The sequence below is a fragment of the Enterococcus sp. GPZ-007 genome, assembly GCF_059374735.1.
The window spans coordinates 50507-68013 of record NZ_JCAFYN010000001.1 but is presented as its reverse complement, the minus strand read 5'-3'; the positions used below and the strand labels follow the sequence as shown (position 1 = coordinate 68013).

17 protein-coding genes are annotated in these 17507 nt (G+C 40.3%); 11 read left to right on the top strand and 6 right to left on the bottom strand.

The genetic code is table 11. The features are described from left to right. Window positions 1-73: 73 nt before the first annotated feature. From AC4J95_RS00285 to AC4J95_RS00260, 6 genes are all read left to right on the top strand, one after another. Window positions 74-1477, top strand: coding sequence for a PTS galactitol transporter subunit IIC (locus AC4J95_RS00285; protein ID WP_494548149.1), 1404 nt, complete (start codon window positions 74-76; stop codon window positions 1475-1477). Then, window positions 1474-2514, top strand: a complete 1041-nt coding sequence (locus AC4J95_RS00280; protein WP_494548148.1) for a zinc-dependent alcohol dehydrogenase — start codon at window positions 1474-1476, stop codon at window positions 2512-2514. Before AC4J95_RS00285 ends, AC4J95_RS00280 begins: the two co-directional genes overlap by 4 nt. 14 nt (window positions 2515-2528) lie before the next feature. Further along, window positions 2529-2993 (top strand): PTS sugar transporter subunit IIA, encoded by a 465-nt coding sequence (locus tag AC4J95_RS00275; RefSeq protein WP_494548147.1) that lies wholly within the window; start codon window positions 2529-2531, stop codon window positions 2991-2993. An 86-nt stretch (window positions 2994-3079) separates the two neighbouring features. Continuing rightward, window positions 3080-3385 carry a PTS sugar transporter subunit IIB gene (locus AC4J95_RS00270; protein ID WP_494548146.1) on the top strand — a complete coding sequence of 102 codons (306 nt, stop codon included), beginning with the start codon at window positions 3080-3082 and terminating at the stop codon, window positions 3383-3385. Window positions 3386-3439: 54 nt separating this feature from the next. Beyond that, on the top strand, window positions 3440-4246 hold the full coding sequence (locus AC4J95_RS00265; RefSeq protein ID WP_494548145.1) for a Cof-type HAD-IIB family hydrolase: 807 nt from the start codon (window positions 3440-3442) through the stop codon (window positions 4244-4246). Between the two features lie 40 nt (window positions 4247-4286). Next, window positions 4287-5225, top strand: a complete 939-nt coding sequence (locus AC4J95_RS00260) for a sugar-binding transcriptional regulator (RefSeq protein WP_494548144.1) — start codon at window positions 4287-4289, stop codon at window positions 5223-5225. A 47-nt stretch (window positions 5226-5272) separates the two neighbouring features. On the opposite strand, the gene AC4J95_RS00255 is transcribed toward AC4J95_RS00260, so the two are convergent. Genes AC4J95_RS00255 through AC4J95_RS00240 form a run of 4 tightly spaced genes read right to left on the bottom strand, consistent with a single transcriptional unit; the run spans window position 5273 to window position 8672 of the window. Further along, window positions 5273-5935, bottom strand: a complete 663-nt coding sequence (locus tag AC4J95_RS00255; RefSeq protein ID WP_410470511.1) for an ABC transporter permease — start codon at window positions 5933-5935, stop codon at window positions 5273-5275. Window positions 5936-5940: 5 nt separating this feature from the next. After that, window positions 5941-6858 (bottom strand): osmoprotectant ABC transporter substrate-binding protein, encoded by a 918-nt coding sequence (locus tag AC4J95_RS00250; RefSeq protein ID WP_494548143.1) that lies wholly within the window; start codon window positions 6856-6858, stop codon window positions 5941-5943. A gap of 3 nt (window positions 6859-6861) precedes the next feature. Then, entirely contained in the window at window positions 6862-7497 is a 636-nt protein-coding gene (locus tag AC4J95_RS00245; protein WP_316401900.1) for an ABC transporter permease, read from the bottom strand. 2 nt (window positions 7498-7499) lie between these two features. Next, a complete protein-coding gene (locus AC4J95_RS00240) occupies window positions 7500-8672 on the bottom strand; it encodes a betaine/proline/choline family ABC transporter ATP-binding protein (protein ID WP_494548142.1) in 1173 nt (390 codons plus the stop codon). A 521-nt stretch (window positions 8673-9193) separates the two neighbouring features. Here AC4J95_RS00240 and queA point away from each other — a divergent pair. Further along, window positions 9194-10225, top strand: coding sequence for a tRNA preQ1(34) S-adenosylmethionine ribosyltransferase-isomerase QueA (gene queA / locus AC4J95_RS00235; protein ID WP_494548141.1), 1032 nt, complete (start codon window positions 9194-9196; stop codon window positions 10223-10225). Between the two features lie 153 nt (window positions 10226-10378). On the opposite strand, the gene AC4J95_RS00230 is transcribed toward queA, so the two are convergent. Both AC4J95_RS00230 and AC4J95_RS00225 read right to left on the bottom strand, forming a co-directional pair. Then, a complete protein-coding gene (locus tag AC4J95_RS00230; RefSeq protein WP_494548140.1) occupies window positions 10379-10681 on the bottom strand; it encodes an AzlD domain-containing protein in 303 nt (100 codons plus the stop codon). Beyond that, window positions 10674-11435 (bottom strand): AzlC family ABC transporter permease, encoded by a 762-nt coding sequence (locus tag AC4J95_RS00225; RefSeq protein ID WP_494548139.1) that lies wholly within the window; start codon window positions 11433-11435, stop codon window positions 10674-10676. The genes AC4J95_RS00230 and AC4J95_RS00225 overlap by 8 nt, the downstream gene beginning before the upstream one ends. A gap of 101 nt (window positions 11436-11536) precedes the next feature. On the opposite strand from AC4J95_RS00225, the gene AC4J95_RS00220 reads away from it, so the two are divergent. The 4 genes from AC4J95_RS00220 (at window position 11537) to AC4J95_RS00205 (ending at window position 17359) form a co-directional block, all read left to right on the top strand. Further along, the gene (locus AC4J95_RS00220; RefSeq protein ID WP_494548138.1) at window positions 11537-12439 is read left to right on the top strand and encodes a LysR family transcriptional regulator; all 903 of its coding nucleotides are present in this window, start codon (window positions 11537-11539) and stop codon (window positions 12437-12439) included. Between the two features lie 532 nt (window positions 12440-12971). Next, window positions 12972-14753, top strand: a complete 1782-nt coding sequence (locus tag AC4J95_RS00215; protein ID WP_494548137.1) for a sensor histidine kinase — start codon at window positions 12972-12974, stop codon at window positions 14751-14753. Then, window positions 14731-16227, top strand: coding sequence for a response regulator (locus AC4J95_RS00210; protein WP_494548136.1), 1497 nt, complete (start codon window positions 14731-14733; stop codon window positions 16225-16227). Before AC4J95_RS00215 ends, AC4J95_RS00210 begins: the two co-directional genes overlap by 23 nt. After that, window positions 16124-17359, top strand: a complete 1236-nt coding sequence (locus AC4J95_RS00205; RefSeq protein WP_494548135.1) for an ABC transporter substrate-binding protein — start codon at window positions 16124-16126, stop codon at window positions 17357-17359. The genes AC4J95_RS00210 and AC4J95_RS00205 overlap by 104 nt, the downstream gene beginning before the upstream one ends. The last annotated feature ends 148 nt before the right edge of the window (window positions 17360-17507 follow it).

The window sequence follows — 17507 nt, the reverse complement described above, 5'->3', positions numbered from 1 at the left end:
GAAAATTCCGTGTGATACTTGTCATAAGTTCTTAAGCGTGAAAATAAGTTCAATTGAAAAAGGAGGAATTATTGTGGAGTTGTTACAAAATATCTTGAGTTCATTTGGTGCCGCTGTCGTTGTACCGGTGATGTTGTTCATCGTGGCATTGTTTTTGAAGGTCAAACCAAAAAAGGCCTTCCAGTCCGCTTTGAACGCTGGGATCGGGTTAACAGGGTTCAACTTGATCGTCAACTCATTTGTTCCAATCGTTACACCAGTCATCAATAATATGGTTGAACAAACAGGTGTGAAATTACCGGTGTTCGACACAGGCTGGCAGGCGACTTCGGTGATTGCCTATTCTACTCAGGTGGGTGTGATTTTCTTAGTAGTAGGATTGATCCTGCAAGTGGCATTATTCTTAGTAAAATGGACCGATGTATTCATGCCGAGTGATATGTGGAATAACTATTCATTTATGGTTTGGGGTTCGATGATCTATTTGATTACTAACAATATGGTGTTAGCGATGGCGTGTATGATCGTTCAGAACTTATATGTCATGCTGTTTGGGGAAGTAATCGCCAAGCGCTGGGCGAATTATTACAGCTTGCCGGGAACAACCCTGACCGCGCCACACCATGTTACGTCGGTACCCTATGCGATCGCGATGAACTGGCTCTTAAGTAAATTAGGCGCGGATAGAATCAATTGGGATCCAGCTACATTGAAGAAGAAATTAGGTTTCTTGGGTGAACCAATCACGTTAGGTCTATTTCTTGGTTTGCTGATCGGGATCATGGGGAACTTGAACACGTTGAATACTTTAGATGGCTGGGGCAGTGTCTTCACCATGGGATTAGCAGTATCCGCCGTAATGGCCATCTTCCCACGGGTTGCGAGTATCTTTGCTTCGGCGTTTACCAGCTTGACGAATGCGAGTAAGAAGACAGCGAAAGGCAGCGGAAAAAATCGTGAATGGATGCTGTCCGTGAATGATGCAGTTGGTTATGGTGAACCAGCGACGTTGATGACGGGGCTGATTTTGATCCCGATCATGGTATTGTTGGCGATGGTCTTGCCAGGTAACGAAACCTTGCCTTTAGTTGACTTGATCGCTTTGCCATATATGGTGGAAATGATTATCTGTGTTTCGAAAGGGAATATTTTCAAAGGTGTGATCTCAGGTGTGATTTGGTTTACGATTGGTTTGTACGTTTGTACGTATACTGCACCTTACTTTACCGAAGTGGCGGCTCAGGTGGGTGTAAATATTCCCGAAGGTGCCATGATGATTACCAGCTTTGGAATCTTGTATAACCCAGTGATGGCCTTGATTTTCCTAACATTCTTATCAGGTAACTATCTATTGATTGGAATTGTGGTTGTACTTTATTTTGCAATGTATTTCTTATTCAAGAAAAACAAACAAGCCGTTTGGTCTTTCTTGGAAGGTGAAAAAAATGATACTCCAAAAGAAAAGGTGGTCGCATGAAGGCGTTAGTCAAAACAGAACCTGGCTACAACAAAATGAAACTGTTAGAAATTGATACTCCGATCCCAAAAGACAAAGAAGTTTTGGTCAAAGTGATTTATACGGGGATTTGCGGAACGGATATTCATGGCTTTAAAGGGGAATATGATCGATTGAAGACGCCGTTAGTTTTAGGTCATGAATTTTCTGGTGTTGTCGAATCCATTGGAGAGAATGTAACCGATGTACAAGTAGGGGATCTAGTTACTAGTGAGACGACCTTTGCTACTTGCGGCGAATGTGAATCGTGTCTGAACAAGGAATACAATCTTTGCTTGAATCGCAAAGGCTTAGGCAGTCAAGTAAATGGCAGCTTTGCTGAGTATGTGTTAACACGTGAAGAAAGTGTCCATGTGCTGGATGAAAAGCTTACTTTGCTAGCAGCTTCGATTACTGAGCCGATCGCTTGCGGGGTTCATGCCAGTATGGAAAAAGTTCAAGTCAAAAAAAATGATGTGACAGTGATTGTCGGACCCGGTCCGATTGGGTTATGCTTGAGTCAGGTATTGAAAAGTGTGGAAGCCAAAGTGATTGTTGTCGGAATCACTCAAGACGCTGAGCGGTTAAAAACAGCGCTGGAATTGGGGGCTGATCGAGTGATCGATTCACAGACAGAGGACGCAGCGGCAATTATTCAAGCGTTCACGGGTGGAAAAGGCGCGGACTATTGTTTCGAGTGTTCCGGAGCTGCACCGGCAATCAAAGGAGTCTTTGATTATTTGAAACAAAAAGGGACCTTGATTCAAATGGGTGTCTTTGCTAAAAGTTTAAATGAGTTAGACATGAATTCGATCGTGCAAAGAGAGCTGAATGTGATCGGCTCAAGATCGCAAAAGCCGTCTACTTGGCATTTGACCTTGGATCTGATGAAGCAAGGAAAAATCAATGCGGAGCGCTTGATCACAAAGGTTTATCCATTAGAGCAATGGGAAGAAGCCATCGAACAGGTCATGGCTGGCAATGAAATAAAGGTTGTTCTGCAGCCAAACAAACAATAAGGTGAGGGTTTGCTATGGAAGAAAAAAATCTCGTTGAAAAAAATTGTATCTTGCTCGATCAGGATGTTCATTCCTTTGAAGAAGTCATCCAATTGATGGGTGCGGAATTTGAAAAGGCCGGAATCGTCAAGTCGACTTATATAGATGCGGTCATTGCCAGGGAGGAAGTTTTTCCCACGGGTCTGGCGGCTGATGGTCATAACATCGCGATTCCTCATACGGACCCTGAACATGTTCTGCGGCCAGCGATGGGAGTAGTGGTTACGAAAGAACCGATTGAAGTTTCCATGATGGGCAGTCCGGATATCAAGCTGCAAAGCAAGATCTTTTTCCCATTAGCGATGGAACATCCAAAGAAGCAATTGGACCTTTTACGACAATTGATGAATGTTTTTAAAACTAGAGAGGATCTGGATGCAATTAGTACTGCTAAAACGCCGGAAGAAGTTCTAGCAGTTACCAGCAAAATTAAATTTTAAAAAAGCGCCATTTATTGAAAGCGTTATACTATAATGGATGATAAGAACTTACATGGATAGAAACTAGTGAAATAGGAGGTTTAGCGATGACGGAAATCAAAGTTTTATCTGTATGCGGATCTGGTACGGTCAGTTCGGCCATGGTCGGCGAACGAATCGTGGAATTGTTAGAGGAGCATGGTTATGAGGTAGAGATTCAAGAGGTAAATCCTGGAATGGTCAAAGGCGCTGTTGCGAATGGTGATATTGACCTGGTGGCGTATACCAGCCCAATCGATCCAGCAGACGCAGAGGGGATCCCGCAAATCAATTCGGTTGGATTATTGACTGGGTTAGATGAAGATACATTTTTAGATTCAGCATTGGCAGCCTTAAAAGAGATGGGAAAATAGAAGTGTAGAAGGCTGGGTAGAAAATATCCAGCCTTCTTTTTGAAAGGAAAACCTATGAATTTAATTGCATTAGATCTTGATGGAACTTCACTGGATTCTACTGGAAAGTTAACAAGGGGAGTAACGGAAGCTATCAGGCGAAGAGCAAAGAACCCAAACTACAAATTTACCTTTTGCTCTGGGCGCCCACTGTCTGGCGCACTGCCTCACGCGCAAGCGGTGGGGATAGCGGATGATTATCACGTGCTGGCGAATGGTGCAATGGTACAAAATGGGAATGGTCAAAAATTAGTCGAGGAGCTGCTGGATTTTTCGGCCTATCAAGAGCTGACGGACTATTGCCGCGAAAGAGGGCTAACCTGCATTGCAGTCAATGATCGTGAAGTGGTTACTTCGTTTCCTTCGATTAATCTTGGAACGTTAGAATTTTGCTTCTTGACGAATAATGATTTGAGAGTCTGCTCGCTCAGCGAATGTGATCCAGCTGAGAAATATTCTAAATTGATTATTTGTGATAAGCCCGATATAATTAAACAGAATAAAAGCCGGATAGAACAACGTTTTTCACAGCGATACACCTGTGTCGAGGGCTATCCGACCATGATCGAGTTCAGTAAGAAAGGTGTTAATAAAGGAAGCTCTTTGGCCAAATTGGCCAGCCATTATGGACTATCAGACGGCGAAGTGTTTGTTGTCGGCGATAATGGCAATGATCTCTCCTCATTTGAACGGTTTCCGCAATCGATCGCGATGGGAAATGCTACGGATGAATTAAAACAGGCGGCCAAATGGCACTGCCCGACCAATGATGAAGACGGCGTAGTAAGGGCGTTAGAAATGATTGACGACTTTATTGCATAATTAACGGATGCTGACCCAGTATTTGAACTAGGAGGATAATATGGCGAATGATATTTCTACATTATTAAAAGTAGCAGAAATGTATTACTTAGATAGGATGAACCAAAACGATATTGCGAAAATAATTGGGGTATCACGTCCATCCATTTCCAGAATGCTGGAGGAAGCGCGCGAGAAGCAAATCGTCAAAATCTCGATCGAAGCACCTTTTGAACGCAATAATGCGTTGATGATGAAACTAAAGGAAAAGTTCGATCTATTAGAGGTCATCGTAGTAAAAGGATTAGGCGATTATGATTTTGACTTGGACAATGTAGGCAAGGCTTCGGCGGATTATATCAGCAGCGCATTATCTGATGACAAACTGCTGGGGATCTCTTGGGGCGCGACGGTGGAAAAAATGGTGAAAAACTTTCCTGAGCATGAAATGAAAAATGTTCATGTGGTTCAATTGACGGGAAGTTTGGGACCGAATCGAACTGTGATGGATGGAAACGAGCTGGTTTTCCGTTTAGCGCAGAAATTGAATGGCCGGCATGAATTTTTCAACGCGCCAGCCTTCGTTAATTCCCACAAGCTGCAGGAAGAACTATTGGCGCAGCCGCAAATCGATTTGAACATCTCACTAGGGCGTAAGATTGACGTAGCCTTTAGCGGTATCGGAAATATTGAAACCACACGCAATACGTTGGTTTCTTCGGGAATCTTAGATAATCGTGATTTGAATGATCTTGTGGCTGAAGGCGCAGTAGGAACGATGATTGGTCGAGCGTTTGATATCGATGGAAAAGAAATCCAGTACCGCAATCAATTTCCGATTTCCAGCGGTTTGGATTCCTTGCGTTTAGCACCGATCAGCATCGGTGCCGTCTGCTCGAAGAAACGAGCAACAGCAACACTAGGCGCGATCAATGGCAAGCTGATCAATGTTTTGATTTGCGATGAAGAAGTCGGGTATGAGTTGTTGAATAGCAACTAAAAAAAGAGTCGCTTTGATTGAAATTCGATCAGAGCGACTTTTTAAATTTATCTACTTGTTTTCGTTGCCGGATCTAGTTTGCGTTCAACGATTCCTAAGATCCAGTCAGTCATGATCGCCATTAAGGCGGTTGGTAATGCTCCGGCTAGGATGATCGCAGTTCCATCTGTTGCGTTCGTTCCGCGGATAATGATATCCCCCAGACCGCCGGCACCAACGAATACGCCGATGGCAGTAATTCCGATGGCGACAACTAAAGCATTTCGAATACCTGCCATGATGACAGAGACAGATAAAGGAAGCTCGATCATGTATAGTCGCTGCCAATTCGTCATTCCCATGCCAGTTCCGACATCTAAGGCATTTTTATCGACTTGCCGCATGCCAGTATAGGTATTTTTGATGATTGGCAATAGTGAATATAGAAAGACAGTCAGAATGACGACATTGACGCCGAGGCCCATTCCGATCATCAAGACTGAAATCATCGCTAGCGATGGAATTGTCTGGATCACGTTAGCTAAACGAATCACCCAGTTGGCTAGCTTCGTATGGCGAGCAATGAAGATCCCCAATGGAATCCCGACGATCGCAGCAAAGATCACCCCATAGATCGAGATCAAGAAGTGGCGAACGAATTGTGCGAAAATAATACTGCCATTCGTTTGATAATATTGAATGAATTGTTGAAAAGTATTTAGATTTTCCATTACGCTCACTTCCCTTCGAAATAGTTATGTTCTTTTAGAAACTCTTCAGCAACGATTTGCGGTTCAACTAAGTCATTGTCTGCTCGATAGTTGAGCTTTTGCATCTCTTCAGTAGAGATTTTTCCAGCCAAACGTTCCAAAGCATCTTTGACCTCTGGATCAGTTTTCAGCAGTTTATTGGAAACGATCGGCGCAGCATCGTAAGGTGGGAAGAAGCGCAAGTCATCTTCTAACATCACGAGGTCATAGCTGGCGATCCGTCCATCTGTGGAATAGCCGAGAACGATGTCCATTTTTCCGACTGACAAGGCGTCATAAACCAGACTGACCTGCATCGGCAGGATTGAAGAAAATTCGAATCCATAAGCCTGCTTGAAGCCTTCATAGCCGTCCCCTTTACGTGTAATCCACGAAGTATCGACACCTGCTTTTAACTCACCGGCGACACGTTTCAAATCACTGACTTTTTTCAGATTGTATTTTTCAGCGGTATCCTTTCGAACTAAGAAAACATAGGTGTTGTCAAAGCCGTACGAAGGAAGCCACGTTTGATCAAAGCGTTTTTCGAATTCGTCATGAACGATATCGAAGGCCTTCTTAGGATCTTTTTCAGCTGGTAATTGCAGGATCGAAGACAGGTCCGTTCCTGTATAGCGCGCAGAGGAGACCGACGCGTCATCCTTCAGCATCGCTTGATGATTGATCATGTTCGTTGCCAAGTTATTGATCACTGTCGTTTCCTTATCTGTATAATGCTCGACCATTCCAGCAGTGATGCTGCCTAGGATTTGCATCTCTGAAGTGATCCCTCCAGTAATAGCGATCGTTTCTTCATCATCGTTTGATGCTAAACCAGGGAAGGAACAGCTGCTTAGAAATAGTAGAGAAAGTCCGAGTAAAGCCAAAATTTTTATTTTCTTCATGGGTTACTCCTCCTTCCTTAGGGCTGCTGGAGTCATGCGATCTTCTAAGAAACCTAGTAGCAGATCGACGACTAATGCCATCACGATGACCGGCACTGTTCCTGCGATGATTAAAGGCGGTTGGAAGTTGTTCAATCCACTGAAGATCAAATCACCTAGTCCGCCGGCACCAATGTAAGAGGCTAATGTTGCCCATGCGATAACGTAAACAGCGGCTAGACGAATTCCTGCCATGATCGTTGGAATAGCGATCGGCAGTTCCACAGTGAAAATCGACTGCAGATTGGTCATCCCCATACCTTTGGCGACGTCACGATAATTACGATCGACATTTTTCATCCCGATAAAGGTGTTCCGTAAAATCGGTAATAAGGAATAAATGAACAAGGCGATGATCGCCGGGAATTTCCCTACACCGAAGAAGGGAATCATTAAGGCCAGCAAAGCAAGGGAAGGAACGGTCTGCAAGACACTGGCGATTCCGATCACAAGATTAGCGATTTTGGGCAAACGGGTCAAGACAATACCTAAAGGAACAGCAACTAAGATACCAAGGCCTAGAGCGATGGCAGAAATATACAAATGTTCAGCGCTTTTTGTCAGCATTTGCCCACCATATTCATTGATGAATGCTTGCATGATTACGCCTCCCCGCTAGTGATGTTTTCTGCTGCATCTCCGAAAGTTTCTTCTTCGCCCCAAAGAACGTCATAAATGATATCCACTAGCGACACTCTCGTTAAGATGCCGACAAGGTGATTGCTGTCGTCCACTACGGGCACGTATTTCACACCGCGTTTTAGAATTCGCTGCAGGCTGTCGCGAACCAACGCTTTTTCTTTGACGTAGAAAACTTTTGGATTGATGATATCGCCGATGCTGGTTGCTTTTCCGCGACGACGTTCACGGTCAATCGTTTCAACATCGACAAAGCCCTTCAAGACATTGTCTTCATCCACGACCAACAAGGTATCTACCCGTTTTTCCCGCATCAAACGAATCGCGTTTTGCAGGCTCTTCTCTGGCGTGATGGAAACGGCTGTATGCATCATGATCTCGCCAACAGTTGTCGTATCTGGTTTTGCTTGCAATAAGCGGTCTTCTCCTAAAAGCTCCTCAACAAATTCATTGGCTGGATTTTGTAAAATATTTTCTGGAGTATCAAATTGAATCACTTTTCCGTTGTCCATGATGGCGATCCGGTTCGATAACTTTAAGGCTTCGTCCATATCGTGAGTAACGAAGACAATGGTTTTACCTAGACGTTCCTGCAGATCTTTTACTAAGTCTTGCAGCGAGTCACGAGTGATCGGGTCTAACGCACCGAAGGGTTCATCCATCAAAATGACATCCTGATCGGCAGCGAGCGCACGAACAACCCCGATCCGTTGCTGTTGTCCACCAGACAGTTCATGGGGATAACGGTCCAGCATGTCTCGCGGCAATTCAACAAGATCGATCATTTTCTCGGCTGTTTTGTTCTGTTCTTCTTTGTCTACTTTCAATAAACGTTGTACAAGGGTAATGTTGTCACGGATCGTCATATGGGGCATTAGACCGATATTTTGGATCACGTAACCAATCTGACGACGCAATTCAACAGGATTTTTCTTCTGAATATCCTCTCCGTTGATCTTGATTGTTCCTTTTGTTGGGTCGATCATGCGATTGATCATCCGCATCGTAGTGGTTTTGCCGCTGCCGCTGGTACCAATCAGACAAATGAATTCTCCTTTATCAAAAGAGAGGTTGATATCTTCAACGGCTACTTTGTTTCCATTGTAGATTTTAGAAACGTGGTCAAACTCAATCATGTTTACACTCCTATTCCTGTTTTGTATGTTCAAATTTTTCTGACACGAAAATTCAGCGGAGCGTCACTCGGATTAGACGATCTTTTCACAAGAAAAAAGCTCTAATTCCACTTCATCGACTATTCCGCCAAGCGTATTTATATGCAAGAGATCCTTCAGTGAAAGTAACTGATATACATGAATTCAGCATCTAAAAAGCAAAAAATTTAACAGACTTATAATTTTAGTATGCTACACAAAGCGATAAAAAAGCAAATGACTGGCTCATTTGCAACTATTTTTATCAGATTAGTATTGCTTTTTCTAGATTATAAAATAACTATTTTGATTTTATGGATGTAATCATCTTTTATTAGAAGTATGAGAGGATGGCAGAATAAAAAAACGAATAATTAATTTTTGTAAAAATTTTTTATGAAAATGAAAACTATTCTAATTTGATGAGGGAATTATGTAAATAGCAATGGACTTTTCATTGCGCGTGTCCCATGATAGAATAGCCGAGGAAAAGAGGAGAAGCTATGTTAACCACAGAAGATTTTGATTTTGATTTACCAGAAGAATTAATTGCCCAGACCCCTCTAGAAAAGCGTGACAGTTCGCGTTTATTAGTGCTGGATCGGGAAACTGGCCAAATCGCGGATAAACATTTTGATGAGATTATTGAAGAATTGAATCCTGGTGATGCTTTAGTGATGAACGACACACGAGTTTTGCCAGCGCGTCTATATGGCGAGAAGCCTGAAACTGGCGGACATCTTGAAGTGTTGCTGCTGAACAATACTCAAGGCGATGAGTGGGAAACCCTAATCAAGCCAGCGCGTCGGGCGAAGGTCGGCACGCAGATCGTCTTTGGCGATGGCCGCCTGCGGGCAGAAGTGAAGCAGGAATTGGAACATGGCGGTCGGATCGTAGAGTTTTCTTATGAAGGTATCTTCTTAGAAAATCTAGAATCACTTGGTGAAATGCCATTACCGCCGTATATCAAAGAACGCTTAGAAGATCCCGAACGTTATCAGACCGTATACGCGAAGGAAAACGGATCAGCCGCAGCACCAACAGCCGGCCTGCATTTCACCCCTGAGCTACTAGAAAAAATCGCCGCAAAAGGTGTGAAGCTGGTCTATCTAACGTTACATGTCGGATTAGGAACCTTCCGACCAGTTAGTGTCGATAATATCGCTGAACATCAAATGCACAGTGAATTCTATCGCCTGACGGAAGAAGCTGCTGTCCAATTGAATGAAGTCCGAGCCAATGGCGGAAAAATCGTGGCTGTCGGAACAACTTCGATCCGGACGCTAGAAACGATCGGAACAAAATTCAATGGTGAAATCAAAGCCGACAGTGGTTGGACCGATATTTTTATCACACCAGGCTATGAATTCAAAATTGTTCAAGCTTTTTCAACAAACTTCCATTTGCCTAAATCAACTTTAGTGATGTTAGTAAGTGCCTTTGCCGGACGTGAAAAGACGTTGGCTGCCTACCATCATGCGATTGAAGAACGCTACCGTTTCTTCAGCTTCGGTGATGCAATGTTTGTAAAATAGCATATTCAACAAAAGCAAGGCGCTAGATGAATGCTGACATCTAGCGCCTTGCTTTTGTTTTTTCAGAATACACACCTTCCAACCTTGCCAAATGTAAAGCAATTCCGCAAGTAACTTTCTATTCGTTAAGTATGCTGAGCGAAAACCTAACGATCAAAATAAAATAAATTCCGCTATCAGCACGACCACACAACACAAGGAGGAAACTTTAAACAGATTTGCCCCGTACCAAGCTGCAAAGATTCCTACTGCTAAAGCCAACACTCCAGCCAGTGGTGAACGCGTGGCTTGCGTGATAGCAGGGAAGGTCATGACTGATAAGGTGACATAAGGAACATAATAGAGGAAAGACTGAATGAACTCATTTTTGATCGGACGACGAATCAGAGTCAAAGGAATCACGCGGATCGCGTACGTGACGCTAGCCATTACCGCAATATAAATGTAATTATTCATTATTCGTTTTCGCCCCTTTCTTCACAGGGAAAAATAAAGCAGCTAATACTGAGATCCCAACAGTCAAAATGATTGTTTGCATCCCATTAGGCAGGCGCTCAAATATTGCCAGCTTATCAGATAGAAAACTCGCAAGAAAACTGATACATACTAAGGCGGCGATCAATCGGTCTTTTCTAGCTGGCGGAATAATTACAGCTAAGAACATGCCGTACAATGCAACGCTTAAAGCGCTGACTAGACTTGCAGGCAGAAGATTTCCAGCAGAAATCCCCAGAGCTGTGCCGACTGCCCAACCAGGAGCGGCGACAAAAACAGCGCCATAGGTATGAAACGGCTCAACAAAACCAGGACGGGAAATCGTAAGGCCAAAAAGCTCATCAGTAACATCGTAACCAAGCAGAAAGCGATGGAGCAGGGACGTCTCTGATGAAATTCGTTGACTCAACGCGCAGCTCATCAGCAGGTAGCGGGCGTTCGTGACAAGCGTGACGATTGCGATTTCTAAATAACTGGCTTTCGCAGCGATCAGAACGAAAGCGGCATATTGTCCTGCGGAAGCATTGTTCGAAATACTGGCAAGAAAGCCTTGAAAAGGAGTCAGACCAGCATTCCTAGCGGTAATTCCTAAAGAAAAAGCGACCGCAAAATAGCCTAAGCCGATGGGGATTCCGTCTCTGATCCCTTCCAAAAAGACTTGTTTTGAGAACGTCACATTTGAGTTGGGAGGGTTGACTAAACGTTTATCTTTCACGACATCGTCTCCTCTCTTTTAGCCACATTATAGAGAGCTCCTTTACCATAGTAAAACGAATGATTATAATGGATCCATAAGTAAATCTTATGGAGGTAAATATGATCACAAAATACCGCGTGTTTTGCTTAGTGATAGAAGTAGGGAGCTTTACAAAAGCCGCGAAAATACTGGGTTATTCTCAAAGTGCGGTGAGTCAGATCATCAAGTCATTGGAACGGGAATTGGGAACCATTCTAGTCAATCGCGGAAAAGACGGTATCCGCTTGACGAGTGATGGTGAGCAGTTTTTACCCTATCTTCAAGCGATCCAAGTAGCTGAAAAACAATTGGAGAAAAAACAGCAGGAGCTTTTAGGTCTGGAAGCTAGTACGATTCGGATTGGCGCCTTTAACAGTATTAGTAAAAATTTCCTGCCGCAGCTGATGGGAAATTTTAAGCAGCTATATCCCAAAGTCAGTTTTGAATTGCTGCAGGGAGAAACCTCCAGTATTGGCAGCTGGATCATAAATGATCGAGTCGACTTCGGCTTTTTGAATCATGATTGTGTTGATGGGGTGGAGACGCGGCCGATTTATCACGATGAGATGTTGGCGGTTATTCCAAATGAACACAAGCTGACTGTTGAAAATCAAGTCAGTCTGAAGCAGCTAGCACAGGAGACTCTGATCCTTTTAGACGAAGGGGAATTTAGTGTAGCCCTAGAAGCTTTTTCAAAAAAACAGCTTGAGCCAAACATTCAATATAAAATCTATGATGATTCCGCGATCCTTGAGATGGTTCAGCAGCAATTAGGCGTTTCGATCATGTACAGTCTGACATTGTCGGGAGTCAAGGACAAGGTAGCCGTCCGTGAGATCAAGGAGCATCCCGAACGGACCGTCGCTTTAGGCTGGCGTAATTGGCAGACGATGTCCTTTGCCTCGCGCCGATTTGCGGAGTTTATTCTGGAGAATATCGCGAAGATTTATCCAGAGGGAATTCAAGGTGTGCGGTTTGTCTAGGTTGTAGAGTTCCGTTGCAGACATAAAATCAAAGTAACTTAGGAATTAATTTATTCCCATTTTGTATACGATTCGGACTTTCCTCCTCCTACCTTACAGCTCTTAATCAAGCGGATTTCTCTCTAACTAAGTAACCTGTAAAAAGTCGAACTTTGACGTGCAAGTAAAAGATTCTCATCGAGAAATAATTATCTTGCGATGAAGAAGTAAGAATGTATTACTTGTTCAGGAAGTATCATGATAAACTTGATATATAAAAGGTGAAATTAGATGGATACAGAAGAAAAAATTATAAAAGGCATCTTATCAAATAGGACTGTAAGAGATGTGTAAGTTTCGATTTAGCAGCGGTAATCCATATGGAAAGAGGAGCAGAGATGAATATCAATTACCTTAAAGATTTTGTCATTCTGTCAAGGTATAACAATTATTTAGAAGCTTCAGAGGAGCTGTTTATCTCACAATCGACATTATCTAAGCATCGATGTCAGGATGATCAAAATATTCAAATCGTGAATTGGAGTACTAATACATGAGCTTAAAAAAACGATTAGCATTTATCTATTTTTTTATTTCAGTTCTACTTTTCATTTTAGTCTCTATCAGTATTGTCTTATACAATAGCAAACAAACGAGAGACGAAGCCTATGCTACGTTGTCAAACTATACTGAAACGGTTAGGCAGCAATATGAATTACAATTATCTTCTTATGAACAAGCTACTACGAACATTCTATCAGACAAAGATTTTTTAGATGACATACAAACACTCAGTTACATCGAAAGAAACGAAAAGAATGTTTCATCGTTAGAGAAGTCATATCGTCAAATTACTGAAAAAATTAGTAACTATTCCAACCTGACTGATTTTTATCGAGTCAATATTATAACAACAAAAAATGATTTTTTGACTAATGATATTAGTTTGTCCAGCTTAAATGACGATGCATCAGAAAAAATCAAGAAACTCTTGTCCAATGGTGATAGTTATAGGGGAATCCATGTCATTCCACATTATCAAGATGTTTGGAGCAGTTCTGCCACATATCTTTTCTCTTATATCCGAGAAGTAAACTATTCTAATCAGGAGAAAGTATATATTCAGGTAGAAGATGAGCAAAAGAAAATTGACCAACTACTGAACCCTTCAAAAGAGACCCAGATTTCTTTTTTTATTGTTGATAACGAGAGGCATACTATTGCGTATTCGAAAAATGGTGATTTGGCTAGAATGCAGCAATACACCCAAAAGAAAACAAGCGGGAGAACTTATGATGGTGCACTGGTTCGAGAAGTAAAACTGGAAAATGGTCATAAAGTAATTGCTTTTCAGGAGTTAACAGCAGTAAACAATTCTATTTGGAATACTTCTTTTTATATCGTATCTATTAGTGTTGTCTTACTTTTCATCATGTATCATATTTTCAAAAGACAATTGAATAGGATTCTAAATCCTCTTGAAGAACTTAAGAGAGAAATGGAAACTGCCAGTATTAGTAACCTACCAATAAGTAGTTCAATCAAATCAGATGAAAATGAAATTACTGCTCTGTCTGAGTCTTATAATGGACTCAAGAGACGGCTAAATCAATCGATTGAAAACGAGCTAATCGCTCAAAGAAAGCAATTTGAAGCGAATATGGAAGTCCTTCAGGCTCAAATCGATCCGCATTTTATTTACAATATTATGAATATTGTCGCTTATAAAGGGATCGAATATGATGATGCAGATATAGTAGAAATCGCGCAAGGAATTACTGAAATGTTACGTTACTCAACTTCAAATGTTGAGAAGCAAGCGACATTCAAAGAGGAGTTCGCACATGTCAAAAATTATTTGCTTTTAATGAAAAAAAGATATCAGGAAATGCTTAAATATGATATCGAACTACCTGATAAATTTCAGAATATCAGGATTCCAAAATTGGTTTTACAAATATTTGTTGAGAATAGTATAAAATACAGTTTTGATTCTGGAAAAGAATCAGTCGCTGTTCAAATTTCAACAACAGATTCTCCACTCAATGAATGGCACATCATGATCAGTGACAATGGTCCAGGAATATCTGATGCAAAAATTGATTACTTAAAACAAAAAATAGCGGAAATTAAAACCATTTTAGACAATCATGATTCTTTATCTCAGTTAGATTTTGAAATTGGTGGATTAGGTATTATCAATACCTATGCAAGACTTCGTTTGTTTTATGGAAAGGGTTTTAACATGTCGATTGAATCTGATGGAAAGGGAACAAAAATTTCCTTATATAAAAAAAAGGACGGTCAAAAAAATGATGACACTATTATTGGTTGAAGATGAACCTGCTGCCCTAACGATTTTAGAGAAAATTATAGAAAAGATTCCGCTAGAAATACAAATTGTTGGTAGAGCGAGAAATGGGCTTGCTGCAAAAGAAATGATTGAGAATCAACCAGAAATAGATGCTGTCATCACAGATATAAAAATGCCCTTAATGGATGGTATTGAATTATCCGAATACATTTTCGAAAAAAAGATTGATATTGAAGTAGTCATTCTAAGTGGTTTTCAAGAATTTAGTTTTGCTCAAAAAGCAATTCAATTCGGGGTCGAGGAGTATCTTTTGAAACCGATTAAGATTGAGGAGATTACAGAGGTATTAAGTAAAATTGCGAGTAAACGAGAGAAAAAAAAGAAAAGATACGAAAAACGTCTCTTGGAAAATGAAATAAAGAAAAATGGTTATACTACCGACATTCATTGGAATAAAAGGTATCAGATTATTACATTACATTTTGGATCTTTTAATGGATTGGTAGTTTATGACGATATGGAAATTAAAAAAAAAATAGCGGAATTCGAAGGCTTAATGAATTTTGTAATTAATGGACGAAAAAGAAATGAGTTTGTCTTGATTATTCAAGAATCCTCTCATTTAGCTAAAATATTGGGAAAAATTCAAGAAGGATTTACGAGGAACCCTTATATAGCAATATATTCCAGTTCCTTTATTACCATTTCAGAACTTAATAGTATTTATAGCAAGATGTCACGTTTTGTAGAATTATATCATCGTATAGGTGTAAAAGAGGTTTTTAGTTTTGAAACTATTAAGGATGATATTGTTTCTCAAAAAGATTCTTTGAACTGGTTAAGTGTGCATAGTAAACTGCAAGATCACTATGTAAAAGGACATTGGATTGAGTTAGAGGAGTTATTGAAGAATGTCGTGATAGAAAACTTGAACATATTAACAACTCAACAGTTGATTGATCGAAGTAATCATTTACTGAGTTTTTTTAATCAATACTTGGAGATTGAAATGCAAATTAGTCGTAACATATTTGAAGATGTGATATTTTCCAGTGTTGAAATATCTGATGTAGTCCGGGACTACCAGGATTTGATAGAACATTTTTTGGACCAATCCAAAAGATTTCCTGAAAAAATTGATTCTTATGAGTTCTATCAATTGATAGAACAATTTCTAAAGCAAAATTTTGATCGGTCTGATTTAAACTTGACTATGATAAGTGAGCATTTTGGTATTTCAATGAAATCAATTAATGATCTTTTTAAAAAGTACAAGCAACAAACGTTTAAGGAGTTTATGCTGGACCTAAGAATGGAACAAGCTGTATTCAAAATGAATCAAGCGCCAATAATAAGTTTAAAACAAATAGCTGAGGAGGTGGGGTATAAGGATGCGCTTTATTTCAGCAAGGTTTTCAAAAAGCATTTTGGGAAAAGTCCATCAATGTTTCAGGAAGAAATTCGCAATCTGGATGATTCTTTTCATTCTAAGTAGTCTCACACTCTTAAGTGGTTGTGATAGCAATCAAAGACAACAGACAAAAGAAAAACAACCACAGGTCTCAGAGTTATCAATATCAGTGGATGCTGGGTTAGTGACAGATGATTTTTTAGACTTTATTGATTCGTTTTCCAGTACTCATAAAATAGATATCCAGCTCAATGAGCGCCCGTCAGGAACTGCAGGAGAAAATGAAGTTACGACAGAATTATTAACAAAGAATGCATCAGATATTCTACTATTCAATAGTGGGGGGCTTTTTAAAGCACTTGACCCACAAGAATATTTTTATGATTTATCTGATGAGTATTATGTTGATCAGTACATCGACAGCTACCGACAAGCTGTATCGATAAAAAAAGAGGTTTATGGGTTACCTATGGGTAATGTTGATGCAATAGGGTTCATTTATCGTAAGGATATTTATGATGATTTAGATCTAAGCATTCCTAACAATTGGGAAGATTTTGAAAAAAATCTTAAAAAAATAAAGGAAAACAGTATCACTCCCATTTTGACTCCATTTAAAGATCAGTGGTTAACACAGTATTATTGGTATGTTGCAGAAACATCAGAATCAATAAGTGGTGTCGAGCAGTATCGCGAGGTCTTAGAAAAAGTCGATCGATTGAAATCCCAAGAATTTTTGAGTCAAAACTTATTAACAATGAGTTTATCAATGGGATTGAATGACTTTGGGAAAAAAAACAGTGCCCATCTATTAGGTCAATACAGCTTTCAGAATTATTTAACGAATAATCACGTTCTTGATAAGGATAAATTGGGCTTTTTTCCTTTTCCTAATCAAGACAATCAATATGTGTACATGCTACCCTCATCCTTATATATAAACAAAGAAACTAAAAATTTAACTCACTGTCGTCTATTTTTCGAAGAGTATTTTGAGAAAAAGATTAGTAATTTACCCTCAACAAAAGAGCAACCTGGTATTTTGAATAATGCTAAAATTAAACCTGGAAGAATCATTTATGAACAGCAAATGGATTATAAAGTTGATATCTTACCAGAATTACTTTTAGATTTTTTTACCAACAATCTGACTGTTGATGATTTGCTCCATCAGTACCAACAAAGAAACGAAGAGTTGAAACTGATTCATTACTAATGAAAAAAAGAGAGACTACAAAATTTTGAAAGATTTTGTAGTCTCTCTTTTTTTGTAACTTACAAAATTTTCCATGTCTAATTTTTAATTTGTCCATATAAAGAAAAATTGTAACCGCTTATTATTTTAAGTGAAAGAGGTGATGAAA